At 67.6% G+C, this 26207-nt stretch carries 20 protein-coding genes; 4 read left to right on the forward strand and 16 right to left on the reverse strand.

Features of this window, described 5'->3' with window-relative positions:
- Positions 1 to 505: 505 nt before the first annotated feature.
- Complete coding sequence (locus tag BLQ10_RS00155) at positions 506 to 1507, reverse strand: trypsin-like serine peptidase (protein ID WP_091556942.1); 1002 nt, start codon at positions 1505 to 1507, stop codon at positions 506 to 508.
- Positions 1508 to 1751: 244 nt separating this feature from the next.
- Between BLQ10_RS00155 and BLQ10_RS00160 the strand changes: the two genes are divergently transcribed.
- On the forward strand, positions 1752 to 3974 hold the full coding sequence (locus BLQ10_RS00160; RefSeq protein WP_091556944.1) for an NADP-dependent isocitrate dehydrogenase: 2223 nt from the start codon (positions 1752 to 1754) through the stop codon (positions 3972 to 3974).
- 132 nt (positions 3975 to 4106) lie between these two features.
- Here the strand turns inward: BLQ10_RS00160 and BLQ10_RS00165 are convergent, their stop codons facing one another.
- The 11 genes from BLQ10_RS00165 to BLQ10_RS00220 all read right to left on the reverse strand — a co-directional run bounded on the left by BLQ10_RS00165 (position 4107) and on the right by BLQ10_RS00220 (position 17769).
- Positions 4107 to 4691, reverse strand: a complete 585-nt coding sequence (locus BLQ10_RS00165; protein WP_091557867.1) for an SRPBCC family protein — start codon at positions 4689 to 4691, stop codon at positions 4107 to 4109.
- A 213-nt stretch (positions 4692 to 4904) separates the two neighbouring features.
- Positions 4905 to 5444, reverse strand: a complete 540-nt coding sequence (locus BLQ10_RS00170; RefSeq protein WP_254785329.1) for a mucin-associated surface protein — start codon at positions 5442 to 5444, stop codon at positions 4905 to 4907.
- Positions 5441 to 6673: a serine/threonine-protein kinase gene (locus tag BLQ10_RS00175; protein WP_175558438.1), complete on the reverse strand. Its 1233-nt coding sequence runs from the start codon at positions 6671 to 6673 to the stop codon at positions 5441 to 5443. The genes BLQ10_RS00170 and BLQ10_RS00175 overlap by 4 nt, the downstream gene beginning before the upstream one ends.
- A 583-nt stretch (positions 6674 to 7256) precedes the next feature.
- Complete coding sequence (locus BLQ10_RS00185) at positions 7257 to 8612, reverse strand: hypothetical protein (protein WP_091556949.1); 1356 nt, start codon at positions 8610 to 8612, stop codon at positions 7257 to 7259.
- A gap of 139 nt (positions 8613 to 8751) precedes the next feature.
- Entirely contained in the window at positions 8752 to 9822 is a 1071-nt protein-coding gene (locus BLQ10_RS00190; protein WP_091556952.1) for a Gfo/Idh/MocA family protein, read from the reverse strand.
- A 207-nt stretch (positions 9823 to 10029) separates the two neighbouring features.
- Complete coding sequence (locus BLQ10_RS00195) at positions 10030 to 10737, reverse strand: ABC transporter ATP-binding protein (RefSeq protein WP_091556955.1); 708 nt, start codon at positions 10735 to 10737, stop codon at positions 10030 to 10032.
- A 2-nt stretch (positions 10738 to 10739) separates the two neighbouring features.
- On the reverse strand, positions 10740 to 12152 hold the full coding sequence (locus BLQ10_RS00200) for an ABC transporter permease (protein ID WP_091556958.1): 1413 nt from the start codon (positions 12150 to 12152) through the stop codon (positions 10740 to 10742).
- A gap of 248 nt (positions 12153 to 12400) precedes the next feature.
- Positions 12401 to 13504, reverse strand: coding sequence for a substrate-binding domain-containing protein (locus tag BLQ10_RS00205; RefSeq protein ID WP_091556960.1), 1104 nt, complete (start codon positions 13502 to 13504; stop codon positions 12401 to 12403).
- 65 nt (positions 13505 to 13569) lie between these two features.
- Positions 13570 to 14838: a multiple monosaccharide ABC transporter permease gene (mmsB, locus tag BLQ10_RS00210; RefSeq protein ID WP_091556962.1), complete on the reverse strand. Its 1269-nt coding sequence runs from the start codon at positions 14836 to 14838 to the stop codon at positions 13570 to 13572.
- 53 nt (positions 14839 to 14891) lie between these two features.
- Complete coding sequence (gene mmsA, locus BLQ10_RS00215) at positions 14892 to 16448, reverse strand: multiple monosaccharide ABC transporter ATP-binding protein (protein WP_091556965.1); 1557 nt, start codon at positions 16446 to 16448, stop codon at positions 14892 to 14894.
- A gap of 130 nt (positions 16449 to 16578) precedes the next feature.
- Positions 16579 to 17769 (reverse strand): ROK family transcriptional regulator, encoded by a 1191-nt coding sequence (locus tag BLQ10_RS00220; RefSeq protein WP_091556966.1) that lies wholly within the window; start codon positions 17767 to 17769, stop codon positions 16579 to 16581.
- A gap of 245 nt (positions 17770 to 18014) precedes the next feature.
- Here BLQ10_RS00220 and BLQ10_RS00225 point away from each other — a divergent pair, with 245 nt between their 5' ends.
- Positions 18015 to 18830, forward strand: a complete 816-nt coding sequence (locus BLQ10_RS00225; protein WP_091556969.1) for a nitrilase-related carbon-nitrogen hydrolase — start codon at positions 18015 to 18017, stop codon at positions 18828 to 18830.
- On the opposite strand, the gene BLQ10_RS00230 is transcribed toward BLQ10_RS00225, so the two are convergent.
- Positions 18809 to 20560, reverse strand: coding sequence for a PucR family transcriptional regulator (locus BLQ10_RS00230; RefSeq protein ID WP_091557871.1), 1752 nt, complete (start codon positions 20558 to 20560; stop codon positions 18809 to 18811). The genes BLQ10_RS00225 and BLQ10_RS00230 overlap by 22 nt on opposite strands.
- 183 nt (positions 20561 to 20743) lie before the next feature.
- On the opposite strand from BLQ10_RS00230, the gene BLQ10_RS00235 reads away from it, so the two are divergent.
- Together BLQ10_RS00235 and BLQ10_RS00240 are read left to right on the forward strand one after the other, a co-directional pair.
- A complete protein-coding gene (locus tag BLQ10_RS00235; RefSeq protein ID WP_175558421.1) occupies positions 20744 to 22282 on the forward strand; it encodes an amino acid permease in 1539 nt (512 codons plus the stop codon).
- Entirely contained in the window at positions 22279 to 24003 is a 1725-nt protein-coding gene (locus tag BLQ10_RS00240; protein ID WP_175558422.1) for a flavin monoamine oxidase family protein, read from the forward strand. The genes BLQ10_RS00235 and BLQ10_RS00240 overlap by 4 nt, the downstream gene beginning before the upstream one ends.
- Before the next feature lie 80 nt (positions 24004 to 24083).
- On the opposite strand, the gene BLQ10_RS00245 is transcribed toward BLQ10_RS00240, so the two are convergent.
- From BLQ10_RS00245 to purU, 3 genes are all read right to left on the reverse strand, one after another.
- A complete protein-coding gene (locus tag BLQ10_RS00245; protein ID WP_091556970.1) occupies positions 24084 to 24605 on the reverse strand; it encodes a gamma carbonic anhydrase family protein in 522 nt (173 codons plus the stop codon).
- 110 nt (positions 24606 to 24715) lie between these two features.
- A complete protein-coding gene (locus tag BLQ10_RS00250; protein WP_091556973.1) occupies positions 24716 to 25141 on the reverse strand; it encodes a class I SAM-dependent methyltransferase in 426 nt (141 codons plus the stop codon).
- A gap of 21 nt (positions 25142 to 25162) precedes the next feature.
- The gene (purU, locus tag BLQ10_RS00255; RefSeq protein ID WP_091556975.1) at positions 25163 to 26023 is read right to left on the reverse strand and encodes a formyltetrahydrofolate deformylase; all 861 of its coding nucleotides are present in this window, start codon (positions 26021 to 26023) and stop codon (positions 25163 to 25165) included.
- Positions 26024 to 26207 lie beyond the last annotated feature (184 nt).

The raw sequence follows: 26207 nt of genomic DNA on the forward strand, positions 1-26207 counted from the left end.
TCGGACCGGACCGGGGGACATGCTCATTCTTCACGCCAAGGCCCGGACATAGGGGGTATATGTCCGGGCCTTGACGCGGGGGGAGGGCATGTCCAACGGTGATCCGCCGTCCCCTTTTGATGCCAGCGCGGGGCCACCGCGTCCTCCCCACTGCTGAAGAGGGGCCGCAAGGATCCCCGCGCTGGGGTAAACAAGGCTGGGGTAAACAAGGCTGGGGTAAACAAGCCTGCGGTAAACAAGGCTGGGGTGAACAAGGGTTGGGAGGGTTGAGTAGTCGAGGTTTGAATAACAAGGTTTCGGTATCAATCCGGGGTGCCCGTGCTTGGGGTAACAAGGCTGGGCATCCAGGCCCCCGGGTCCCCGCCCAGGATCCAGGCCCCCGGGTCCCCGCCCAGGGTCCAGGCACCAAGGTCCCCGCCCCGGGTCCAGGCACCAAGGTCCCCGCACCCGGGTCCACGCGCCCGGGGTGTACGGGCCCCGCGTGAACGGGGCCCGTGCCCTCAGGCTAGGAGGCAGCCGCGGTGGTGTAGGCCTGCTGGATGACTGTGCCCCAATACGGGCCGTACATCTTGGTGGAGTTGCTGCCGTAGCCATAGCTGTTGATGGAGTTCTGGTAGCCGGAAGCGCTGGTGCCGATGAACCACGGACCGCCCGAGGAACCGCCGGTCATGTTGCAGGGGATCCCCTGGGTGTTGAACTGCGGGTTGTAGGGATCATTGGTGGCGGTGCCGGAGCAGCTCTTGAGGGATTCACCGTTGAAAGGCGACGCGGCGGGGTAGCCGAATGACTTGTAGCTCAGGCCGCGGGCGGCGTTGAACTGCAGCCCGGAGCCGCCTACGACGTCGCTCAGGTACTTGCCGTTAAGGGTGGACATTACGGCGAAGCCGGTGTCGTAGGTCATGTCGCCCGAGGAGCTCCACTGGGTGGGGGCGTAGAGGGCCTTGGCCGTCCACATGCCGTAGGGGGCCGCGCCGTTGAGGTACGCCGGGACGAACGTGAACTTGGTGGCGAAGGCGCCCGGGCCCTCATTCACGCAGTGTCCTGCCGTGGTGACAGTGCTCTTGTTGGCGGAGGAGACCGAGTTGCCGGAGCAGACGTAGTTGGTCCCGCCGAGGGTGAAGAAGACCTTGCCGATGTGCGGGACGGGGGTCTCGCTCGCATTGGTCTTGGTCTGAAGGGCCTGGGATTGCAGCGTCGGAGCGGCGGCCTCAACCTTGCTCGGGGCGGCACCCTCCAGCAGTGCCGCCGCGGGCTTCGCGGCCTTGCCATTGCGCTTCATGGCCTTGTTGGCCAGGACGTCGCCGGGAACCGCATTGCGCATGCGTTCCGTGGTCCAGTAGCCGGCCGTCCCCGTTTCGGTGACGGTGTGGCTTGCGACATCGGGGGCCGAAACCGGTGCCTTGGCCGGTGCGGGGGAGGCGGTGGCCGCCCCCGCGGCACTCAGGGCCAGCAGTGCGGCGGCCGACAGAGTCAGCAGGCTGGTGGCCAGAGTCTTGGGTGTTCTCATGGTGTCCTAACCGGTAAAAATGCGGGGCGGCCGCTGGTCGCGGCCGCTGGATGGAACGAAACTACGGCAATTTGACTAACCTGTAAAGTCGTTTGTCAATTCTTGTTATGCCGCGTTGTGGTGTCACGCATCCGTCCGCGCACGACGCCGGTAGGCACCAACGGGAGCACCTCGGGTAAGTTAGGGGTGTTGAGATAACACAAGATTCCGGAAATACCCAGACCTTCAGGGAGACGCCCGAGCAATGGCAAAGATTATCTATACCCACACCGACGAAGCGCCGATGCTGGCCACCTATTCGTTCTTGCCGATCATTGAGGCGTTTGCCTCGACGGCCGGTGTGGAAGTGGAGACCCGCGACATCTCGCTGGCCGGCCGCATCATCGCCGCGTTCGGCGACTACCTCACCGAAGACCAGCGCGTCAGCGACGCCCTGGCCGAGCTTGGCGCCCTTGCCAAGACGCCCGAAGCCAACATCATCAAGCTGCCCAACATCAGCGCCTCCGTGCCCCAGCTGAAGGCGGCAATCGCCGAACTCCAGGGCCACGGCTACGCGCTGCCGGACTACCCGGACAACCCCTCCTCGGACGAGGAGACGGATATCCGGTCCCGCTACGACAAGATCAAGGGCTCCGCCGTGAACCCGGTCCTGCGCGAAGGCAACTCGGACCGCCGTGCCCCGCTCTCGGTCAAGAACTACGCCCGCCAGAACCCGCACAGCATGGGCGCGTGGACTCCGGAGTCCAAGACCAACGTGGCCCACATGGAGGCCGATGACTTCCGCTCCAACGAGAAGTCTGTGGTGATCGATGCGGACACCAACATCAAGATCCAGCTCGTCAAGGATGACGGCACGGTCAAGGTCCTCAAGCGTGCCTTCCCGGTCCTGGCCGGCGAGGTCATCGACGGCACCGTGATGCGCGCCGCGGCCCTGGATGCGTTCCTCGCCGCCCAGGTCGCCCGGGCCAAGGAGGAGGGCGTGCTGTTCTCCGCCCACCTGAAGGCCACCATGATGAAGGTTTCGGACCCGATCATCTTCGGCCACGTCGTCAAGGCCTACTTCGCAGACCTCTTCGCCACCTACGGCGAGCAGATCGCCGCCGCCGGCCTGAGCCCCAACAACGGCCTGGCCTCCATCCTCAACGGCCTCGAGGACCTCCCCGAGGAGATCCGCGGCGACGTCCAGGCAGCCATCGAAAAGGGCCTCAACGACGGCCCCGAACTCGCCATGGTCGACTCCGACAAGGGCATCACCAACCTCCACGTGCCCTCCGACGTGATCGTCGACGCCTCAATGCCGGCCATGATCCGCAGCTCGGGCCACATGTGGGGCCGCGACGGCCAGGAAGCCGACACTCTCGCCGTCCTCCCGGACAGCAGTTACGCCGGCATCTACCAGGTTGTCGTCGACGACTGCCGCGCCCACGGCGCCTTCGATCCCACCACCATGGGCACCGTCCCGAACGTCGGCCTCATGGCCCAGGCCGCCGAGGAATACGGCAGCCACGACAAGACGTTTGAGATCCAGTCCGCCGGCACGGTCCAGATCGTCGACGACGCCGGCACCGTGCTGATCGAGCACCAGGTCGCCCCGGGCGACATCTGGCGCGCCTGCCAGACCAAGGACGTGCCGATCCGTGACTGGGTCAAGCTGGCCGTCACCCGTGCCCGCGCCTCCGCCACACCCGCCGTATTCTGGCTGGACAAGGGCCGCGCGCACGACGCCCGGATGATCGCCAAGGTGGAGGAATACCTCAAGGACCACGACACCGAGGGCCTGGAAATCGCCATCATGTCCCCGGAAAAGGCCACCGCCTTCACCGTGGAACGCCTCCGCAAGGGCGAGGACACCATCTCGGTGACCGGCAACGTGCTCCGCGACTACCTCACGGACCTCTTCCCGATCCTGGAACTGGGCACCAGCGCCAAGATGCTCTCCGTGGTACCGCTGATCAACGGTGGCGGCCTGTTCGAGACCGGCGCCGGTGGATCCGCCCCGAAGCACGTCCAGCAGCTGCTCAAGGAAAACCACCTGCGCTGGGACAGCCTGGGCGAATTCCTTGCGCTCGCCGTCAGCTTCGAGCACCTCGCCACCAGCACCGGCAACGCCCGCGCCCAGGTCCTGGCCGACACCCTGGACCGCGCCACCGGCACGTTCCTGCTCGAGGACAAGTCCCCGAAGCGCAAGGCCGGCGAGCTGGACAACCGCGGCAGCCACTTCTACCTGGCCAAGTTCTGGGCCCAGGAACTGGCCCGCCAGAACGACGACGCCGAGCTCGCCGCGGCTTTCGCCGCCGTTTCCGACGCGCTGAACTCCAACGAGGACACCATCACCGGCGAGCTCCTGGCCGTCCAGGGATCCCCGGTGGACATCGGCGGGTACTACCGGCCGGACGAGGCCAAGGCCTCAGCCGTCATGCGCCCCTCGGCGAAGTTCAGCGAAGTGCTTGCGACGCTGACCAAGTAGTTTCCGCCGCAGCGCGCAGGCAACGTACCGGCCTCGCCCGGTTGGTCGCCACGTAAAACGCCCCGTCTCCCTGAAGGGAGGCGGGGCGTTTTGCTGCCAGTCCGAAAGGGCAAACCAGGCAGATCAGTGTGGTCAGCTCTGCTGGTCCTGGCCGAAGGGCGGCTCGGGGGCAAGGTCGGGATCGGCGTCCACGTGCTGGAAGGCAGGCTCCGCGCCGTAGCCCACTTCTTCCTGGAGCGGCACGGCGGTGGTGGCGCCCGGCGCGACTGCGTCCACGCGTCCGCGCCATCCGCCCGTCTCGGCTCCGCGCTCTTCGATAAACTGCTTGAATTTCTTCAGGTCGGCAGCAACCTGACGGGAATCAAGGCCGATGGCCGCACCGATCTTTTCCGCAGCCGAGTCCGGCTCCCAGGTCAGCTCGACGTTCACCTTCGTTTCGGCCTCGCCGAGGGTTTCGAACCAGACGGTGCCAGCGTTCCGTGGTTCATCAAGGCTTTCCCACGACACGCGCTGGTCCGGTTCCTGCGTGGTGATCCGCGCGTCGTACTCACGCCGGACTCCACCGATGCTGGTCTTGAAATGGACAGTGGTGTCGTCCAGCTGACTAACGGAGTCCACGCCGCTCATGAAGTGCGGAAATTCCTCGAATTGCGTCCACTGGTTGTAGGCCTGGCTTAGCGGAACATTGACTTCGATGGATTCCTGAACAGTTGCCATGCAGGCGTCACTCCTTCGATTGGCGGACAGCAGTCCGCGATTCTTGTCGTTGACCGGCATAAAGCCGTTCCTCCACGCTAGCGGGCTTCCGCCGAAATAGTAAGCAGACTGACGATGACGGCGGAGGCTTCACGGTCGGTCTGCGGCCAAGTCGACGCGTGTCGCGGCCCCAAGTGTCGCGGAATCCAGTGCGGCAGCAGTTACGCGGGCGCCTCAGCCCTTGCCCTTCCCCTTGTCCTTCGACTTGCCCTTGCCGGCCGGCGCCGGTGCCGGTGCCGGTGCCCGCGCCGGTGCCGGCGCTGGGGCGACGGCGGCCGGGGCGGCACGGGCGGCAGCCGCCGCCTGCGCTGCCGCCTGAGCCGCAGCAGCCTGTTTAGCCGATGCTGTTGCGGCCGCCTTTCGCGCTGCCTCGGCCGCCGCCTGCTGCGCGACCAGGTCTGCCCGGACGGCGTCAATCGATGACTTGATGCTTTGGTGGCGTCTGAAGGACACCTCGCCGCTCGCAGCGAGGGCATCCAGGCGGGTCAGCAGCTCGTCAAGGTGTTTCAGGGAACCGGCGGGGTCGTTGGCGGCTGCAGCCTCGCTGACAGCCAGGACCTGAGTTTGCAGTTGCCTGGCCGCGTCGCGGCCCAGTTCAGGTGCAGGCCCGCAGCCGGCCAGCGCCCCGGCCGCCAGCAGTCCCGCGAGGAGAGCTGCGGGCATCCGGTACCTGGAACGGCCGCGGTCCTGCCTGGCGGTTCGCGAGTGGCTCATGGTTCCACGCCCTTCTGCAGATCCTTCAGATGATCGCCGAGTGGCCCCGTGACGGTGGGGTAAGGGACGACGTCGGGGGCCGCAGGGGCGGACAGGGTGACCGCGACCGTTGCCCCGACAACAAGGACTGCCAGCACGGCGAGCAGCAGGGCCACGCGGGTGCGGAGCCTGGCCCGGCGGAACCATGCGGCACCGCGGTTATGCGAGGGACGGTGGCGCGGCCGGGGCGGCAGAGCATCCGGGTCCAGCCAGCTCAGGGGTCGTGTTCTCGCCGCCGCCGGAGCTGCGGCGGCGGCGGGCCGGCGTGGGCGGGGCCGCCTTGCCGGCGGGGCTGGGAGTATCCGGGTGGTTTCCGCTTTGACGGGTCCCGGCAGGGACCCGGGGGAAACGAGGGCCATCCGGAAGGCTGCCTCAAGTTCGGCGGCCGACGGGCGGTCCAAGGGGTCGAGGACTGTCATGGCCTGGATAATGCGAGCCCACTCCTCGGGCACCGCGTCCGGAATGACGGGCGCTCGGTGCAGGCGGGCCACAGCAGATTCGACGGCACTGCCCGGATACTCCACTTCGCCCTTGAGGCATTCGAGCAGGACCAAGCCCAGAGAGTAGATGTCACTCGCCGGTCCGAGGTCGGCGCCGCGGGCCTGTTCCGGACTGAGATAGGCGGCGGTTCCCACCATGGTTCCCGTGGCTGTAAGCCGGGTCCCGTCGATGATTCGGGCGATGCCGAAGTCTGTGAGCTTGGGCCGAAACGGCTCTCCCGGCCGGACCGGCACCAGGAGGATGTTGGCGGGCTTGATGTCCCGATGGACGATGCCGAGGCTGTGGACGTAGGCGAGGGCGTCGGCGATCCCAGCGCCGACCACGGCCAACTCGTCCAGTGGCAGGGGGCTGTGGCGAATCCGGGTCCGCAGATCCTGGCCGTCCAAGAGCTCCATGGTCAGGAAGGGCCGGGGCTCGTCGGGAACCCGGGTGTCCATCCCGGCGTCGAACAGCGTCACCAGGCTTGGATGGTTCAGAGTTGCCAGCAATTCGATCTCTGCTTCCTGGCGGCGAAGCTCGTCAGGATCGGCCCATTGAGGTGCGAAGAGTTTCAGGGCAACGTCCCTGCCAAGGTTCAGATCCCTGGCAGTGTAGACCGACGCCATGCCGCCCCGGCCAATCACCTCCCCCAGCTCATAGCGGCCGCCCAAGGGCTCGGCCGTGACGCTGTTGGGCGAACTGTCCACGATGTCCCTATACCTTCCGTGTGCGCACCTGCGGCGCTCATAAAGAATGATACGGGGACGGGTATCCGCTTCCGTTCCATGCGGCCGACGCGCCGGTCCCGGCATTGAAGTGCATTGCCTGGCTGGTCGCTCATCCGCAGGCGCCCTTCCGCCGGAGCCGGAGCATGCCGTTGGGTCCCCCAGCGGACCCAACGACCTCGCTCCGGCGGTTACAGGACGTCGACGGGAGCGGTGGCACGCGTTACGGCGGGCGGGGTTTGCAGCCGGGACGGGGCTGCGGACCGGAGCGCTCCGGGTACGCGGGGGCGCGCCGTCCTTCTCGTGCCCGCCCTTCTCGCGCCCGCGACGACGTGGACGGGGAAGGCGTGGACGGTGGCGACGTGGACGGGGAAGGCGTGGACGGTGGCGACGTGGACGGGGAAGGCGTGGACGGTGGCCGCGTGGACGGGGTCAGGCTGGCGGGAATTGGGGTGCCGGAAACCCGGCGGTGGACGATCGAGTCCATGGGGGATTCTCCTGGGTGACTGCTAACGGGCGGCCAAGGCAGCCCGACGGGCCGTGCTCTGTGGAGGCAGAGACGGCCCGACTAGTCAGGAGAAGAACCGGGATCAGCGCAAACGGCTGCGTACTCGTGCTGGAGCGGACCGCCGATGGGGTCGGCCTCGATTGTTGGCAGGTAGAAGAGCAGGCTGGGCATCCACGCAGCCGTTCCGGCAGGCCCATTGGCGGAGTGGCCGCCGCCGGACCCGGTGCCGGGAGCAGGCGGGAGTGCCTCAGGCGCAGGCAGGCCCGTGCCGCCATGCCACGGGCTCGGACCCGGGTTGCCGGAGGGAACCGACGGGTCACCAGTCCCCGCAGGGGGTTCAGCCGGAGGGGCCGCGCTAGACCGGACAGGTGCCCCCGCACGGGGTTCAGACATCAGCCAGGGGGCATAGGCAACCGGGGCGACCGGGGGATTGTATGCCTCGACGGGACGGGCCGCATCGGAACCGGTGGGAGCAGGCGCCGGCGGTTCAGGCGATACTGCCTTAGCTGTGCCCGTGTTGGCGGTGCCCGCTTCTGCGGCACCCGCGGTGGGAGTGCCAGCCGACGACGATGCGCCGCCGACGGCTGCCGGCGTCCCCGCCGGTTTCCCCGCCGGGACGTCGCCCGGAACGGCGCCGCCTGGAGGTACGGCCGCAGGGTCACCGGGCAGCGGGCCGGCCGGACCGGGAACCGGAGCCGCGGGGTCTACAACCGGCGGAACAACGCCGGGAACCGGAGCCGCGGGGTCCACAACCGGCGGAACAACGCCGGGATCCGGTGCCGGTGGGGCCACGACCGGTGGGGCCACGACCGGTGGGTCCACGACCGGTGGGTCCACGACCGGTGGGTCCACGACCGGTGGGTCCACGACCGGTGGGGCAACGCCGGGGCCCGGGACGGCAGGATCCACACCGGGGACGCCGGGGTCCACCACGGGCGGGGTCACTGCCGGATCGGGGAGCGCCGGCTCGACTGCCGCCGGAATCGGGTCAGGCGCCGCGGGCCCCGTGGCGGGCGGCGGAGATTCCGGAACCGGGGCCGCGAGGTCCGGGTCCGTCTGCGCCGGCTCGTCAGCATCGGCGGGATCAACGTCCGCGACATCCGGCCTCGGGCCCGGAACGGCACCAGCGGACCAGGTGCCCGCCGGGGCCGGAGCGATGTCCACGGAGACCAGGGGGTCGACGGAGGGAACAGGGAGGTCGTCGGCGTCCGTGCAGCCGGCGGCCGCCGCTCTCTCGCCGGCGTCGTCGGCCGTCCCGGAGATCGTGCACGCGTCATCCGCCTGTGCGGCCGTGCCGGAGAGGGTCAGCCATGCGGCGCCGGCGACGGCGGCCAAGAGCACGTGGCGCAAGGGGCGGATGGGGCGCACGCGGCGCGGGGTGCGGCCCGCGCGGGAGGACGCTGCTGCTGGATCCATGTGCGCACCCCCGCTCCGCGAAGACTGGACGATTGCCTACAGGGTAAGTCGGCCCCAACGGGGAGTCCAGAGCGGAGCCGAAACTGTAGGCATACCGAGACCCTCGGAATGCGCCGGGTCCGGCGCCCGCGGGACGTGGTCAGTGGGCGTCGTTCGGGTAGGTCACCCCGAGTTGCGCGCGCACACCGTCGAAGAGCCGCATGGTGTTCAGAGAGTCCTCCAGCGGCATGACCGGGCTCTCGGTGAGTCCGTGCTGGATGCACCGCGTGACCTCGCGCAGTTCGTAGGTGTAGCCCCGCCCGACCACAGAGAACTCCTCGCTCCGGGGATCGTCGAAGCCGATCCTGACCAGCAGTTCCTTGGGGTTGTTGATGGAGCCGGACGTCTGGAGGAAGCCATTGCTGCCGGCGACGGTGGCTGTGCGCGGCCCGTGCGCCAGCAGCGACGACGTCAGCTGGGCCTGCGCGCCGTGGTGGTAGCCGAGCGTCAAGGCGTTTTGGGCGTCCACGCCGTCGTCATTGAGCCAGCCGGTGGCGCTGACAGTTTGCGGGAACCCCAGGGTGCCAAGCGCCCAGAGCAGCGGGTAGACCGTCAGGTCCAGCAAGGCGCCGCCGCCGTCCTTGGGCGCCCAGAGCCGGGAGGCGGGCGAATACGGCGCCGGGAAACCGAGATCGGCTCCCACCCATTTGACCGCGCCGATCTCGCCCGAGGCAGCGATCTCAAACGCCCGCTGCATGCTGGGCAGGAACCGGCTCCACACCGCCTCCATCAGAAACAGGCCGTTTGCCCGGGCCGCTGCAATCAGCTCGGCGGCTTCCCGGGCGTTGACTGTGAGGGCCTTCTCGCACAGCACATGCTTGCCGGCATTAAGGGCGGCAAGAGCGATCTCGTGGTGGTGGGCGTGTGGCGTGGCGACGTAGACGACGTCGACGCCGTCGTCGGCGAGCAGCCGGGCATAACCGCTCACGCCGTCCCGGTCACCGTAGGCACGGGCAAAACCGTAGTCGGCCGCGAACGCGTCGGCCGCCGCCTGGGTGCGGGAGCTGACGGCGTACAGTTCCGCATCCGCCAGAAGTTCAAGGTCGCGGGTGAGCGCCGCGGCGATCCCGCCGGTGGCGACGATTCCCCAGCGCAGCCTGGCGCCGGTGGCTGTGCGGGGATCCTGGTCGGGCTGGCTGAACAGCCACGGCTTCGCGATGAGGGCAGACATGGTGCCATCTTCTCACCCGCGGGCGGACGGCCCGCCGTGTTGACGGCCCCGGCACGCGGGAGGTTTGGCACCCACGAGGTTCGACGCCGGGGCTGCGGGCGGGCCCCCAAGGCTCGCCCGCAGCCCCAACGCCGCAGCCCCAACGCCGCAGCCCCAACGCCGGAGCCCCGACGCCGGCGGTTCGACGCCGGTTCCGCCGGCCGGACCTCAGCCGGTTACGGCCGCCGTCGCCCGGTTCCGGGCCGGTTCCTCGGTGAGCCGGCCCTGCTGGAGCCGGAAGCGCCGGTCCGTCTTGTTGGCCAGGGCGCGGTCGTGGGTGACCACGAGGATGGTGGTGTTGTGGTCCCGGCTGAGCGTGCTGAGCAGCTCGATGATGTGCTCGCCGGTCTGCTCGTCCAGGTTGCCGGTGGGTTCATCGGCCAGGATCAGCTTGGGTTCGTTCGCCAGCGCCCGGGCAATCGCCACCCGCTGCTGCTCGCCGCCGGAGAGCCGGTTGATGCGCCGCACGTGCTTGTCCGGATCGAGCTGGACCTGTTCGAGCAGCTGCCGGGCCCGCTCGGCCCGGGCGGCCTTGCGCATCCCGGCAAACTCCATCGGCAGCATCACGTTGTCCACGGCCGAGAGATTCGGGATCAGGTTGAACTGCTGGAACACGAATCCGATGTCCCGGCGCCGGTAGTTGGTCAGCTTCCCGTCCGGCATGCTGGCCAGGCTCACGCCGTTGACCACCACGTCGCCGCTGGTGGGCTTGTCCAGCGCACCGAGCAAGGAGAGCAGGGTGCTCTTGCCGCTGCCGCTCTTGCCCACGATCGAGGCCAGCGTGCCCTGTTCGAGCTCGAAGCTGACGTCGTTGACCGGCTTGATGCTCCGGTCGCCGGACTTGAACGTGCGGACCAGGTTCTTGACTTCGATCATGGCTATTCTCCTCGGAGGACTTCGATGGGACGGATGCGGGCGGTGAGCAGGGCCGGGACGAGGGCGCCGATGATGGCGACGCCGAAGACCGCGGCGATGCCCGCGGCGATGACGCCGGGGGAGGCGCTCGCCGTCACGGAGGTCAGCAGCTGGCTGGCCCCGCCGAAGGGTCCACCCTGGCCGCCGGGGAAGCCGCCGGGGCCGCCCCGCTGGCCGGCCGCCGCCGTCGTGCTGCTGGAGCTGATGAGGGCGCTGGCGATGCCGCCGCTGGCAAGGGAGGCGACGGCGGCGCCCACCACGCTGCCCAAGGCCACCAGCACGAGGGCCTCCAGCACAAACTGCAGGCCGATGGTGCGGTTAGGGGCGCCGATGGCCTTCAGCACGCCGATTTCGCGGCGGCGTTCGCGGACCAGCATGACCATGATCAGGAGGATGATCAGGCCGGCGGTGCCAAGGGCAGCGACGAAGGCGATGAAGGAAATATTCTTGACGCTGTCCAGCGAGCTGACGGCGGTCGCAAGATTCCGCTGGCCTTGGGTGACGTCGGCCTTGCCGGAGCCGAGCGCCGCCTGCAGCGCGGTCTTGGCGGCGTCGACGTTTTCCATGCTGTTGACCGTGACGATCATGGTGGAGAGTTCGTCCGGCAGTGCGGCAAGGGTCTGGGCGGTCGGAAGCGTCACGTAGAGGGCGTTGTTGCCGAAGGCGGTGCCCGCGTCGAACAGTCCCTGGACGGTGAAGGTCTTGTCCTGGATGGTGAACGTCGAGCCCACGCTGAGGCCGTTCTTCGTGGCCAGTGTGGTGCCCAGCAGGGCGCCGGTGGACGCGGCGGTGTAGTTGCCCAGGCCGGTACCCTGCGTCAACTGCAGGGCCTTGCCGGTGGAGTCCACCCCGGCGCCGATGCCCGTTGCGGTGATGGGCAGCGAGAACGCCGGGGCGGCCGCGGTTGTGCTTCCGGAGGTGCCAGAAGTGCCGGTACTAGCTTGGTTACGGTTGCCGAGCGTGCCGGCGTCGACGGCGGCCGTGAGGCTCGTGGTGACGGAGGTGGCCGACTGCCCGCCGGGGCCGCCTTGGCCTGTCCGTCCGGACGCCGCCTCGGCAGCAATTTGAGCGGCGTTGCGCAGGCGCAGTGCCTTGGTGCCGACCACGCTGCTGACGTTGGGGACGGCCGCCGCCGTGGCCGCCTGTGCCGAGGTCAGCGGCTCGCCGCCGCCTTCGAAACCCTGGCCGCCGGCCGGGTTCACGGTCAGGACCGTGCCCACCGAGGCGTTCAGCTCGGCCACCTTGCCGGTGACGGCCTGGTTGGCCACGAGCATGGCCAGGGCAAGTCCGATGGCTACGGCCAGCACGGCCACCACAGCGGCGGTCCTGACCTTGTTTCGGAAGGCGTTGCCTACACTCCGGGCAAGAACGCTCACGGTACTCCTAATTTTTCTTGGGGGTCTCTTGCCGGACCCGATGTCCGGCGCTGATCCCACAGTGGTACGGGCCGCTGTGCGAACCTCCCGGCGAAGCTATGTCTGCGCTGTGAAGCGGAGTGCCGCAGGCAGCGCCACCGCCAGGGTGAGAGCCAGCGTCACAGCCAACGCAAAAGCCCCGGCCCTCCCTTGCGGGGGAGCCGGGGCTCTGTTGCCTGGCGCGCGACAGTCGCGTGCCTAGACGGGTACTACTGCTTGGTGATCGGTCCGAGTACCGGATCGTTGACGTAGGCCGTGTGTACGTTGTCCTTGGTCACGATGACCGGCTTCAGCAGGTACGCGGGAACAACCTTGACTCCGTTGTTGTAGGACTTGTCGTCGTTGATCTCCGGCTTCTTGCCTGCCTGGACGTCGTTGACCATGGTGATCGAGTGGTCAACGAGCGCATTGGTGTCTTTGTTGATGGTGGAGTACTGCTCGCCCGCCATGATGGACTTGACCGACTCAACCTCGGAGTCCTGGCCCGTGACAACCGGGATCGGCTTGCCGGCGGCCTTGACAGAGGTGATGATCGCGCGGGCCAGGGTGTCGTTCGGGGACAGCACGCCGTCAAGCGCGGCGCTGCCGTAAGTTCCTGCGAGCAGGGTGTCCATGCGCTTCTGGGCGTTCTCTGCCTTCCAGCCCTGGGTAACGGCCTGTTCGAAGCTCTTCTGGCCCGAGAGGACCTTCAGAGTGCCGTCGTCGATCTTCGGCTTCAGGACGCTCATGGCGCCGTCGAAGAAGACCTTCGCGTTGGCGTCGTCAGGGGAACCTGCGAAGAGCTCGATGTTGTACGGGCCTGCCGGCTTCTTGCCCTTCATTCCGTCCAGCAGCGCCTGGCCCTGGAGTTCACCGACCTTGAAGTTGTCGTAGGCCACGTAGTAGTCCACGTTCTCGGTGTTCAGGAGCAGGCGGTCATACGCGATGATCGTGGCGCCGGCATCCTTGGCCTGCTTGAGCTGGGTGCCCAGCTGCGCACCGTCGATGGCACCGACGATGATGAGCTTGTCGCCCTTGGTGATCATGGCACTAATCTGGTTCTGCTGATCCGAAACGCCGCCATTGGCGAACTGCACATCCGGCTTGTAGCCGGCCTTGGTGAGGCCGTCGTTGAACAGCTTTTCCGCCAGGACCCAGTTTTCCGAGGTCTTCTGGGGCAGCGCGACACCGATCGAGGAGCCCTTCGGGAAGGCCTCGCCTCCGGAGCTCGAACCGCCGGTAGTCCCGGTGTCGGAACGGCCGCAGGCCGTCAGCGCCAGTGCCGCAATAGCAGCGATCGCTGCTGCCTTTCCTGCTTTACCAATCATTCGCATTGCTTGGTTCACTTTCTTTTGATGGTGTGCGGAGAAATCGGGGAAACGTGGACCAGGGGAGCCGCTCAGGCTCCCTTGGAGATGACGTCTGTGGTTTGGGTGGTCTCGTCGGCCTTGATCTCGTTGCTGCGGCTGAAGTTCTTCATCAGCATCCCGACGACGGACCTCTTGCCCTGGGTCTTGTTGTAGACGTCGAACGCGACTGCGATCAGGAGCACCAGGCCCTTGATGATCTGGGTGAGGTCGGCGCCGACACCGAGGAGCTGCAGGCCGTTGTTCAGCACGGCCATGACCAGGCCACCGATGATCGAGCCGATCACGGTGCCCACGCCACCGGTGACCGCGGCGCCGCCGATGAAGACGGCCGCGATGGCGTCCAGTTCCCAGCCGACGCCGTCGAACGGGCCTGAGGCGGTGGAGCGGCCGACGAAGATCATGCCGGCGAGGCCGGCCAGCAAGGACATGTTCATCATGACCAGGAAGTTGACCTTCTTGGACTGGACACCGGAGAGCTCGGCGGCGTGCCGGTTGCCACCGACGGCGTAGATGTGGCGGCCGATAACGGTCTTCGAGGAGATGAAGCCGTACACGAGGACCAGGACGGCCAGGATCAGGCCCGGCACGGGGAAGGAGGTGCCCGGCCGGCCGGTGGCGAAGAGGTAGGTGGCGTAGAGGATGGCGCCGCAGACCAGGACCAGTTTGAGGACCATGACCCAGGCTTCGGAAACCTCGGCGCCGAGGGCCTTGGCGTTGCGGCGGGAGCGGATCTCGCTGAAGATCACGAACGCGACGCCGAGCAGGCCAATCAGCATGGTGGGGTTGTTGTAGCCGGTATTCGGTCCAAACTCAGGCAGGTAGCCGGAGCCGATGTACTGGAAATCCGTGGGGACCGGGATGGTGTTCGACTTGCCGACCAACTGGTTGGCGCCGCGGAAGATCAGCATGCCGGCCAGCGTCACGATGAACGCCGGAATGCCGACGTAGGCCACCCAGAATCCCTGCCAGGCCCCGATCAGGACGCCCAGCCCCAGCCCCATCAGGACGCCGATGTACCAGGGCAGTCCCCAGTCGCGGATGAAGAGGGACACGCAGACGCCCACGAAGGCGGCGACGGAACCGACCGAGAGGTCGATGTGCCCGGCGATGATGACCAGCACCATGCCGATGGCGAGGATCAGGATGTAGGAGTTGCCGTTGAAGAGGTTGATGACGTTGCCCGACGTGAGCGTGCGGCCCTCCGTAAAAATCTCGAAGAACACGATCAGCGCAACCAGGGCGAAGATCATGCCGAATTGGCGGGTATTGCCGCCAAAGAGCTTCTTGAGCGCGTTCATTGTTTCAGTCCTTGTGTCCGGGGTGTTCGGATTGTTCTGGTTGGTCCCATGGGTCAGGCGGATTTGCGGGCGGACGTCATGAGTTTCATGAGGCTTTCCTGGCTGGCTTGGTCTTTGTCCAGGACGCCGGTGATGGCGCCTTCGAAGATCGTGTAGATGCGGTCCGAGAGGCCCAGCAGCTCGGGCAGCTCCGAGGAAATCACGATCACTGCCTTGCCCTCGTTGGCCAGCTTCTGGATGATGCCGTAGATCTCGAACTTGGCCCCGACGTCGATCCCGCGGGTGGGTTCGTCCAGGATCAGCACGTCCGGGTCGGTGAACATCCACTTCGCCAGCACGACCTTCTGCTGGTTGCCGCCGGAGAGCTTCGCGACACCTTCCTCCACGGAGGGCGTCTTGGTCCGCAGCGACTTCCGGTATTCCTCCGCGACGGCGTATTCCTTGTTCGTGTCCACCACGAAGTTCTTGCTGATCTTGCGCAGGTTCGCCGAGACCGTGGTGGCCTTGATGTCATCGAGCAGGTTCAGGCCCAGGGACTTGCGGTCCTCCGTGACGTAGCCCAGCCCGGCGTCGATCGCCTGGCGGACGCTTTTGAGCTGCAGTTCCTTGCCGTCTTTGTAGACGTGGCCCGAGATGAAGCGGCCATAGGAGCGGCCGAACACGGACCGGGCCAGCTCGGTGCGTCCGGCCCCCATCAGGCCCGCGAACCCGACGATCTCGCCCCGGCGGACGAAGAAGCTGGAGTTCTTGCAGACCAGGCGGTCCTGGATCTGCGGGTGCCCGACGTTCCAGTTCTTCACCTCGAAGAGGACCTCGCCGATCTTCGGCTCGTGGTCCGGGAACCGGGATTCCAGCGTCCGGCCCACCATGCCCTTGATGATGCGGTCCTCGTCGACGCCGTCGGCCAAGACGTTCAGGGTCTCGATCGACTTGCCGTCGCGGATGATCGTGATCTCATCCGCGATCTGTTCGATCTCGTTGAGCTTGTGCGAAATGATGATCGAGGTGATGCCGCGGCCCTTCAGGCCCAGCATGAGGTCCAGCAGGTGCTGGGAATCGGACTCGTTCAGCGCCGCCGTGGGCTCGTCCAGGATCAGGAGCTTCACCGACTTGTTCAGGGCCTTGGCGATCTCGACGAGCTGCTGCTTGCCGACGCCGATCTCCTTGATCGGGGTGTCCGGGTCCTCGCGCAGCCCCACCCGGGCCAACAGCTCGGTGGACCGCAGCCGGGCCTCGGCCCAGTCGATCACGCCGCGCTTGGTGGGCTCGTTCCCGAGGAAGATGTTCTCCATGATCGACAGTTCGGGGATGAGCGCGAGTTCCTGGTGGATGATCACAATCCCGGCGTGCTCGCTGGCCCGGATGTCCTTGAATTCCTGGACCTCGTTCTGATACACGATGTCGCCGGTGTAGGTGCCGAAGGGGTACACCCCCGAGAGCACCTTCATCAGGGTCGATTTCCCGGCGCCGTTCTCACCGCAGATGGCGTGGATCTCGCCGGCCTTCACCCGCAGGCTCACATCGGCCAAAGCTTTAACGCCTGGGAATTCCTTGGTGATGGAGCGCATCTCGAGGATTAGCGGATCACTGTGCGTGTTGAGGGACGTCATCTGCCCTTACGCCTCCAATGCATGACTTCGTTGTCCGCCGCTGCAAACCGCAGGGCCGTCTGATGCAAAAGTAAACTGGATCACGCCCTTGTCGTCAAGTCTTTAACGCAACGGGCGGATAACGAAATGGTTAGTTACGCCGGATTCCGGCGTGCTGGAAGACCAAAGCGGTGGCCCCGAGGGCCTCTGCCCGGTCGCCCAGGGACGACATCGTGAGAGTGGTTGTCTCGCCGATGACCGGCACCGCGTGGCGGATCAGGCCGCGCCGAATCGGGTCCAGGAGCAGTTGGCCGAGCCCCGCCAGCGGACCGCCGACCACGATCACTTCGGGGTTGATCAGGTTCGCCACGTTGCCCAAGGCGCGTCCGACGGCGAGGCCGGCGTCGTCCACGACGCGGAGCGTGGCGGGGTCCCGTTCGAGGGCCTTGCGCACGATGTCCCCGGGCGTGAGCGGCCGGTCCTCGCCGCGGCTCAGGAGCTCGATCATGGTGGTGGTGGAGGCGATGGTTTCCAGGCAGCCCCGGTTCCCGCAGCGGCAGATCAGCCCGTGCTCGTGGATTGTGGCGTGGCCGATTTCGCCGGTGATGCCGACGTTGCCGTAGTAGGGAATGCCGTTGAGGATCAATCCCGCACCGATGCCCGAGCCGATCTTGAGAAACATCAGGTTGCTGATGCCGCTGTGCGGCCCCCACGTGACCTCGGAGAGGGCGCCCAGGTTGGCGTCATTGTCCACGAATACAGGCAGTTCCAGCGCTTCTTCGAGGCGTCTAAGGATATTGATGCCCACCCATTCGGGCAGGATCGCGCCCTGCGCCACGGTGCCGGTGCGGCGGTCGATGGGGCCGGGAATTCCGACGCCGGCACCCACCAGGGCGCTGCGCTCCACACCGCTGTCCGCGAGCAGCCGGTCCAGCACGCCGACGGCGGCCTGGATGCCCTCCTCGGCGTGGTGGCCCAGCGGCAGCAGGACCGACTCTTCGGCGATCACGTGGTAGCTGAGCGAGGCCAGCACGACGCGCAGGTGGCGCCGGCCGAAGTCGATCCCGACGGCGACGGCTCCGTTGCTGTTGAGCCGGACGTTGAGGGCGCGCCGCCCGGAGCTGGTGATCGGCTCGGTGGAAGCAAGTCCGGCGTCCTGCATGATCTTGACGATGTTGGAGACGGTGGCCGTTGAGAGGCCTGTCTGGCGGGCCAGTTCCGCCTGTGTGGAAGGGCCGGCGAGGAGGCATTCGATGATCCGCTGCTGGTTCAGGTGCCGGAGGGCGGACTGCGATCCGGGGTTCTTGGTTCGGCTCCTCGTTGAGCGCGTTGGTGAGGGCATGCTATGAAGCGTGACGCATTCACGGCTTGTAGTCAAGAAGTTAACGCAACGGTAACGGCCGCGTGGGTTCCCGGGGACGCGAAGGGCCGGCGGCCCTCCCTGTCTCTACCGGCGGGACGTTCCGCCCTGTTCGTCGGCCATGCAGGCGGAAATGCACCAAATGCGGTTTCCCGGGCCGCGGCTACTCTGGGATCAGAGAGTCCGCAGTGTTCCTGCGGAGGTACCCGGAGAGTCGTGAGGTGGTAATGGTGCTGCTGGCCCTGATGCAGGCGAACGCCGCCGTGCTGGATGTGAAGACGAACTGCGCCGCGGTGGAGGAGGCGGCGCGCGAGGCGTCCGCCGCGGGTGCCCAGCTGTTGCTGACGCCGGAACTCTTCCCGGTGGGCTACGCGCCGCTTCGGCTGCGGTCAGCCTTCGATCCGGGCACGCTGCCTGCGCTCCGGGAGGCCCTGGCCGGCATCGCCCGGCGTCACAATATCGCCCTGGTCTACAGCCTCCCTGCTGTAACGCCGGCGGGGGAGTGGCACATTTCCGCAACCCTTATTGACGCGTCCGGCGACGAACTGCTCAGCTACGACAAGGTGCACCTGTTCGGCCCCGACGAGCGCGCAGCGTTTGCACCGGCCGCGGCAGCCCCCGGGATCGTGGAGTTCCACGGGCTCAAGACGGCCCTGGCGATTTGCTACGACATCGAGTTTCCCGAGTCAGCGCGGGCCGCCGCCGTGCGCGGTGCCGAACTGCTATTGGTGCCGACCGCACTCGCTGGCGGATTCGAGGCCGTGCCGCAGGTGCTGGTCCGGGCCAGGGCGCTGGAGAACCAGTTGGCGGTGGCGTACGCCAACCACACCGGCGGAGAGGAAGGCTACGACTTCCGCGGCGGCAGCATCGTCGCGGGCCCGGACGGCACGGTCCTGGCCGCGGCCGGCCACGGGACGGAACTGCTTTTCGCCGAGCTGGGAGGAGCTGTGCACGCCGTCGCGGACAGGGCACATGATGCGGACGACGCCGTCGCCTACCTGCGTGACCGCCGCCCGGACGTTTACCGGTCCTGGGGCATCTGACCCGCGGGAGGGCCTGTATCGGGCGGAGCTGCAGCGACGGCGGCCGCGGCGTCGGGCAACTCAGACCCGCCCTGGTCCTGATGGGCGATGTATTGCAGGGCGATCCACAACTCCGCGCGGGCCTGGGCCTGATTGAGATCCATGCCCAGCACTTCGGCGATGACGCCGATCTGCCGGCGAACGCTGTTCCGATGCAGCCCCGTGGTCTTCGCCGTGGCGTCCCAGCTGCCGTTCTCACCAAGCCAGGCCAGCAGGATGCCCAGCAGTGCATCGCGGCGCTCCGGCTCGAGCGCGAGAATGGGTGCCAGCAGGCGGTCCGCCAGCATGGAGCCGGCCTCGGAGCCCAGCAGCCCCGTCACGGACCAGGTGACCTCGTCCGCCCGGACGCTCCGGCGGCTGGTCAGCACCCGGTTGCGCAGCGAGGAAGCGAGTTGGTAGGCAACCGCCAGGCCCGCGAATTCGGTGTCGCTGCCGATCACGAGGCGCCAGCCGAGCCGCTCCACCTCGGCGAGCAGCGCGTCGTCGACCTTGAGCCGGGTGATGGCGGCAAAGCCGTAGTCGGTGTGCTCCACCAATTTGGTGTCGAACAGCCTGCGCCATTCCAGCAACTCCCGCACCGGGCCCTCGCCCGTGTGGCGCGATGCGCCCGCGGCCCGTTCGCTGCCCATCGCCGAGTCCACCCGGACGCCCTGCACGACCCGCAGCTGCCCGGACCGGGTGGAGGAAATGGCTTGGGCCAGCAGGTCCTTCAGCCCGTTGACCTGCCGCGCCGTTCCCGAGGCCACGTTTTCCGGATGCAACAGCAGCGCCGTGGCAAGCTGGCTGGGGGCCAGGGAACCGCTCGTGCGCTGCCGGACCAGCAGTTCCAGCAGCCCGACGGCGGTGGAGACCACGCTGTTCTGGGCCGGGGTCAGCGGGGCGTCCGTACCCAGGACGAGCGCGCCGAGGTTAGCGTCCCGGGTGCTGCGCAGCGGATAACCGACGACCAGCGATGAGCCTGCGGCATCGAATGAATCCATCTCCACCCGGGGGCCGCTGCCAGCGAGCAGCCGGGACAGCAGCGGCTGCAGTGCGGCGGAATCAACTCCTGGCACGGTGCCGGCAGCGGTGCCTGCGGCGGCGCCAGCGGCGTGCGGGCCGGGGGAGCTGCCCGAGCCCCGGGCTCGCACCCGCCCGTCGGCCCCGACCAGCACGGCCCAGACCGGAACGCGCTGCACCAGGGCCGCGAGGAGCTCGTGCTCGGGGCGTGCCGACAAGACCGCCCGCATGAGCTGCCGGTTGGTATCGGCCAGTTGGCGGAAGGTCTTTGCGTTGTCCGATTCAAGGAGCCGGGAGAACTCGAGGCCCAGCGCGGCGAACGGAATGGACCCCGGAATGGACACCAAGGTGAGGTTGTGCCGCCGGCAGGCCCGGACCACGGTCTCCGGCACGGCCTCGAAGTAGGGTTCCAGGCCAAAGCCGAGGGCGCCGACGCGGGCCTCGACCAGGCGCCGCATGTAGGCGTCCACCGTCTCCTCGCTGCCGCCGTCGCCCACGAACGGAAGGCCGGCAGTGAGCAGGAACTCGCCATCGAGCAGGTAGGGGGTCGGGTCCTCCAGCTCGCTGGGCTCGACCCAGCGCAAGCGCTCGTCCCCGTTGCCGCCGTCGTGGAGGACGCCGAGCTCCGGCAGCTGGCGCAAGAACTGCGACAGCGTGACGAAACCCAAGCGCTCGGAGTCCTCAGCAGCCACGGCCGCGGCCCCCGTCCAGCCCGGGCGGCCGAAGGTCCGGACGCCGGGCTGGACGACGGGCCAGTGGTGCATAAAGTCTCATGCCTGAAGAATACAGGTCATTTTGCACAGCCGTGAGAGGTGGCTCACATGCCTAGGGTGGTCAGGGGAAACCGACCACTACTGAAGATAAGGACGTCAACGATGACTGTGCCAACTCTGATCGGGGAACGCCCGCCGGCCGCCGCCGGCCGTCCAGGGCTTGCCGCCCAGCTCCTGCGCCGCAAGCCGATCGGGCAACTGGTCAGCGAGGCCGAAACCGGGCACGGCGGCACGCGGCTGGTCCGCAGCTTCGGCGTGCTCCAGCTGACCATGATCAGCGTCGGCGCCACGCTCGGGACCGGCATCCTGGTGATCCTGGGCGAATCGGTGCCGCTCGCCGGCCCGGCCATCTGGATCTCCTTTGCCATTGCCGGACTCGCAGCCCTGCTCTCTGCCGTGTCCTATGCGGAGATGGCCGGACTGGTTCCGGCCGCCGGTTCCAGCTACTCCTACACCTACGCCACCATGGGCGAGGGCATGGCCTGGATCTGCGGCTGGTGCCTGGTGCTTGAATACGCCGTCTCCGTGGCCGCCGTCGCGGTCGGCGCGGGCCAGTACGTCAACGAGGCCCTGGCGGTCTTCAACCTGGCCCTCCCGGACGCCATGTCGCAGCCGCCGGGAGCCGGCGGCGTGCTGAATGTGCCCGCAGTCGTCATTGTGGTCCTGGCCATGGTGCTGCTGGTCCGCGGTGCCAAAGAGAGCGCCTGGATCAACACAGCGATCGTCCTGGTCAAGGTCGGCATCCTGCTGTTCTTCTGTGCCGTGGCCTTCACCGCCTTCAACGGCGGACACTTCGAACCCCTCATGCCGATGGGCGCCGCCGGCGTCTCCGCCGCGGCCTCCCGGGTGTTCTTCTCCTACATCGGCTTCGACGCCGCCTCCACCGCCGGGGAGGAAGCCAAGAACCCCAAACGCGACCTCCCGCGGGCCATCCTGCTCTCCATGCTGATCGTCACCAGCATCTACGTGCTCGTGGCCGTCGCCGCCATTGGCGCCCGCCCCTGGGGCTGGTTCGACGGCACCGAAGCGGCCCTCGTGAAAATCCTCGAGGAAATCACCGGCCAGCCGTGGGTTGGCGTGGTGTTCGCGGTCGGTGCCGTGCTCGCCATCGCCAGCATCGTGCTGACCGTCCTCTACGGGCAGACCCGGATCCTGCTCTCGATGTCGCGCGACGGCCTGGTTCCCAAGGTCTTCGGCCGGGTCTCGGCCCGCACGGGCACACCGGTTGCCGGAACCCTGATCGTGGGCACCGCCGTCGCACTGACCGCCGGCCTGGTGCCGCTGGGCGCCCTCGCGGACGCCACGAGCATCGGCACACTGTTCGCGTTCGCCCTGGTCAACGTGGCAGTCATCTACCTGCGGCGGACCCGGCCCGAGCTCACGCGAAGCTTCCGCGTCCCGTTCTTTCCGCTGACACCGGTTCTCGGCGCCCTCATGTGCGCCTACCTCATGGCCAACCTCGGCGCCGAGACCTGGGCGGTCTTCGGCGTCTGGATGCTCGTCGGCCTGGCCGCCTACTTCGGCTACGGCCGCAAGAACTCCAGGGTGGCCGCCCTGAGCCATGAGGAATACCGCGGACTATCAGGCCGCCAACCCGCCAACACCACCGCCACCCAGGAACTGAAGGCAGAGATCTCATGACCACCGCCACCGAACTGCCGGCCCCCGAACCGGCTGCCACCACGGCTTCCATCCCGGCCGGCCCCCGTCCGGCCGAGGCGCCCATCACCATGCTGAATCCGGATTTCCCGTTCAGCTACGACCACTACCTCGCCCACCCCGACGGCCTGGGCTCGGTGCCGCCCGAACTGTACGGGACAGAGGTCGCCGTCGTCGGTGCCGGCCTGTCCGGGCTGGTCACCGCCTATGAACTTATGAAGCTGGGCCTGCGGCCGGTGGTCTATGAGGCCGACAGGATCGGCGGCCGGCTGAGGACCGCCAGCTTCCCGTCCGCCCCGGGCATCGTGGCGGACCTCGGCGGCATGCGGTTCCCGGTCTCCGGCAAGGCGTTCTACCACTATGTGGACCTGCTCGGACTGGAGACCCAGGAGTTCCCCAATCCGCTGGCGCCGGCAACTTCCAGCACGGTGATCGAGCTCGCCGGCCAGAAGTACTACGCCGAGACCGCCGCGGACCTGCCCGCTTTCTTCCTCGAGGTGGCGGACGCGTGGAAGGCGGCCGTGAACGACGGCGCCCGGTTCGCCGAGATGCAGGACGCGATCCGGGCCCGGGACACCAGCCGGATCAAGGAACTGTGGAACGCGCTGCTCCCGGAGCTGGACGAGCAGACCTTCTACGGCTTCATAGCCGGCAGCGACTCCTTCAAGGAGGCCGGCTTCGCCCACCGCGAGGCCTTCGGACAGGTGGGCTTCGGCACGGGCGGCTGGGACACCGACTTCCCCAACTCCATCCTCGAAATCCTCCGGGTCGTCTACACCGACGCCGATGACCAGCACCGGCTCATCTCCGGCGGCGCGCAGCGGCTCCCCGAGGCGCTGTGGGAGCACACGCCGTCGGGCATGGCCCACTGGCCGGACGGCACCTCCCTGGCATCCCTGCATGCCGGTGCCCCGCGGGGCGCAGTGGAGCGCATCGCCCGCGACGGCAGCGGCGACTTCCGGATCCGCGAACGCTGGGGACGCGAATCCGCGTACCCGGCGGTGGTGACCACATGCCAGTCGTGGCTGCTCTCGACGCGGATCCACACCGACGAAAGCCTGTTCCCCGCCGAGCTGTGGACGGCGATCGAACGCTCGCACTACATGCAGTCCTCCAAGACCTTCGTCATGGTGGACCGGCCGTTCTGGAAAGACATCGACCCGGAGACGGGCCGCGAGGTCCTGTCCATGACGCTGACGGACCGGCTAAACCGGGCCACATACCTGCTGGACAACGGCCCGGACCAGCCCGCCGTGATCCTGCTGTCCTACACGTGGAACGACGACGCGCTGAAGTGGCTGTCGCTCGACGCGGACGAGCGGGCGGAGCTCATGCTGCACTCGCTGGAGCAGATCTACCCCGGGGTCGATATCGCCAGCCACATCGTGGGCCAGCCGATCACGGTCTCGTGGGAGGCCGACCCCAACTTCATGGGCGCGTTTAAGGCCAACCTGCCGGGGCACTACCGCTACCAGCAGCGGCTCTTCACCCATTTCAAGCAGGACGCGCTCCCGGCCGAACAGCGCGGAATCTTCGTCGCCGGCGACGACGTCTCGTTCACCGCCGGCTGGGCCGAAGGCGCCGTCACCACCGGCCTGAACGCGGTCTGGGGTGTGGTCAACCACCTCGGCGGCCGGACCCCGGAGGGGAACCCGGGACCGGGCGAACTGCTGGCCGAGCTGGGCCCGATCCCGCTGGACTGAGCCGCCAGCCTGGACAGCTGGACGGGAAAAGCTGGACTGGGTGGGAGGATCGGCCCGTTTGGACCACTCAGTCCGCTATTTCACGCCCCGTGAAGTTCGCGGTGCGCGCGTGCCAGTTCCTGGTAGTGGGCGGCGTTGTGCTGGACGCCCGCGAACTCTTCGTCGCTGAGCTCGCGCCGGACTTTGGCCGGAACTCCGGCGACGAGCGAGCGGGGCGGGATGACGGTGCCCTCCAGCACCACGGCACCGGCGGCGATGAGGGATCCGGCGCCGATCACGGCCCCGTTGAGGATGGTGGCGCTCATGCCGATCAGGCAGTCGTCCTCGACGGTGCAGCCGTGGACCACGGCGCTGTGGCCGACGCTGACCCGCGCGCCGACGGTGCAGGGGAAGCCGGGGTCGGCGTGCAGCACCACGTTGTCCTGCAGATTGCTGCCGGCGCCGACGATGATGGCGGCCGTGTCGGCGCGGACGGAAACGCCGTAGAAGGCGCTCGAGTTCTCGGCCAGGGTGGCGTTGCCGATCACGGACGCCGTGGGCGCGATGAAGGCGGAGTCATGGACGGCCGGAGTGGTGCCGGCGAATGCGTAGAGGGGAGCCATGCCACCAGCCTAGGACACCTCCCCGCCCCGTTGCGCTATCAGTTGTGGTCCCTCTGGGCGCCTGTGAGCCACCACAACTGCAAGCTCAACGAGAAAGAGCGGGAAAAGGTTCAGGCGGGGGAGCGGAGGACCGTGAAGCCCTCGCCGCGATAGCCGCCCTCGCTTCGCGGGTCGGGGACGGGGAGCACGACGGCGATTGGCGCGCCGGGTTCGGCCACCCGCCCAAGTTCGCGGACGACGTCGTCCCACTCCTCGGGGGGCAGGCCCGACAGTGCGTCCACCGCCCACACCGAAGAAAACGCGGCGTCGGCGAACGGCAGCGATACCGGGCCCGCCACAGAAGCCTCCAGCCCGTGCGCCCGGGCGATGTGGATGTTCTCCTCGGACCGGTCGACGCCGGTGAAATGGATGCCGAACTGCACAAAGTGCAGCCCGTCCGCGCCCGGGCCGCAATCCAGCCCCAGCACTGCGTGCCGACCCTCGTTCTTCAGCAGCGCCACGAACGATTCGAGCCGGTCCCTGCGGGTGGAGTCCATAGCTCTAGTTAAGAACCGGATTCAGTTAAAGACAACCGTCCGGTTGCCGTCGAGCAGGACGCGGTGCTCGGCATGCCACTGCACGGCCTGGGCGAGGGTGCGGCCCTCCACGTCGCGGCCCATCTGGACGAACTGCTCGGCGGTGCGCCGGTGGTCCACCCGGATGACTTCCTGCTCGATGATCGGTCCCTCATCCAGGGCTGCCGTGACGTAATGCGCCGTGGCGCCGATGAGCTTCACGCCGCGGGCATGCGCCTGGTGATAGGGCTTGGCACCCTTGAAGGAGGGCAGGAACGAGTGGTGGATGTTGATGGCCTTGCCCGTGAGTTCGGTGCATAGCTCGTCAGAGATGATCTGCATATACCGGGCAAGGACGGTGAGCTCGACGTCGTGCTCCTTCATTAGGAGCCGGAGGGCGTCCTCGGCTTGGACCTTGGTGTCCGGGGTGACGGGGATGTGGTGGAACGGGATGCCGTAGAACTGCGCCAAACCCTCAAGGTCGCGGTGGTTGGACACGATGGCCGGAATCTCGATTGGCAGGGTGCCGGAGCGCTGGAGGAACAGCAGATCATTCAGGCAGTGGGCCGAGGTGCTGGCCATCAGCAGGGTGCGGACCTTCCGGCCGGCGGGGTTGAGGCTCCACTGCATCCCGAAGGCCTGCGCCACGGGCTCGAGCGCCGCCTGCAGCTCCGCCTGGGCCGCCACCGTCGTCGCCTCCACCCGCATGAAGAAGGTGCCCGTGCCCTGGCTGCCGTACTGCTGGGAGTCTGTAATATTGCAGCCCGCCACCAGCAGGGCTCCGGCGACGGCGTGCACGATGCCGGGCCGGTCAGGGCAGGACAGGGTCAGGATGTAGGAGGCAGTCAGGTTCTCGTCAGTCACGAAGACCAGCCTACCTGCGCTTCAAGGGCAGTTTTGAAAGGGTTTTGGTAGTGTTAACCCGTCGCAACTGGCGTTGGATGGCTAACCATCAGGGAGCGGCACTCACGAAGACCACGGATCGTACGCCTGGGCCGAGGGTCATGTCTTACCGGTCGGGAGCATCACCGCTGCCGTATCGTTGCTG

The organism is Arthrobacter sp. ok362, assembly GCF_900102785.1.
GTDB lineage: Bacteria > Actinomycetota > Actinomycetes > Actinomycetales > Micrococcaceae > Arthrobacter.

Bases quoted from the DNA above. Each gene is read 5' to 3' on its own strand.
- BLQ10_RS00155 (WP_091556942.1), bottom strand. From the start codon at position 1,507: ATGAGAACACCCAAGACTCTGGCCACCAGCCTGCTGACTCTGTCGGCC.
- BLQ10_RS00160 (WP_091556944.1), top strand. From the start codon at position 1,752: ATGGCAAAGATTATCTATACCCACACCGACGAAGCGCCGATGCTGGCC.
- BLQ10_RS00165 (WP_091557867.1), bottom strand. From the start codon at position 4,691: ATGGCAACTGTTCAGGAATCCATCGAAGTCAATGTTCCGCTAAGCCAG.
- BLQ10_RS00170 (WP_254785329.1), bottom strand. From the start codon at position 5,444: ATGAGCCACTCGCGAACCGCCAGGCAGGACCGCGGCCGTTCCAGGTAC.
- BLQ10_RS00185 (WP_091556949.1), bottom strand. From the start codon at position 8,612: ATGGATCCAGCAGCAGCGTCCTCCCGCGCGGGCCGCACCCCGCGCCGC.
- BLQ10_RS00190 (WP_091556952.1), bottom strand. From the start codon at position 9,822: ATGTCTGCCCTCATCGCGAAGCCGTGGCTGTTCAGCCAGCCCGACCAG.
- BLQ10_RS00195 (WP_091556955.1), bottom strand. From the start codon at position 10,737: ATGATCGAAGTCAAGAACCTGGTCCGCACGTTCAAGTCCGGCGACCGG.
- BLQ10_RS00205 (WP_091556960.1), bottom strand. From the start codon at position 13,504: ATGCGAATGATTGGTAAAGCAGGAAAGGCAGCAGCGATCGCTGCTATT.
- mmsB (WP_091556962.1), bottom strand. From the start codon at position 14,838: ATGAACGCGCTCAAGAAGCTCTTTGGCGGCAATACCCGCCAATTCGGC.
- mmsA (WP_091556965.1), bottom strand. From the start codon at position 16,448: ATGACGTCCCTCAACACGCACAGTGATCCGCTAATCCTCGAGATGCGC.
- BLQ10_RS00220 (WP_091556966.1), bottom strand. From the start codon at position 17,769: ATGCCCTCACCAACGCGCTCAACGAGGAGCCGAACCAAGAACCCCGGA.
- BLQ10_RS00225 (WP_091556969.1), top strand. From the start codon at position 18,015: ATGGTGCTGCTGGCCCTGATGCAGGCGAACGCCGCCGTGCTGGATGTG.
- BLQ10_RS00235 (WP_175558421.1), top strand. From the start codon at position 20,744: ATGACTGTGCCAACTCTGATCGGGGAACGCCCGCCGGCCGCCGCCGGC.
- BLQ10_RS00240 (WP_175558422.1), top strand. From the start codon at position 22,279: ATGACCACCGCCACCGAACTGCCGGCCCCCGAACCGGCTGCCACCACG.
- BLQ10_RS00245 (WP_091556970.1), bottom strand. From the start codon at position 24,605: ATGGCTCCCCTCTACGCATTCGCCGGCACCACTCCGGCCGTCCATGAC.
- BLQ10_RS00250 (WP_091556973.1), bottom strand. From the start codon at position 25,141: ATGGACTCCACCCGCAGGGACCGGCTCGAATCGTTCGTGGCGCTGCTG.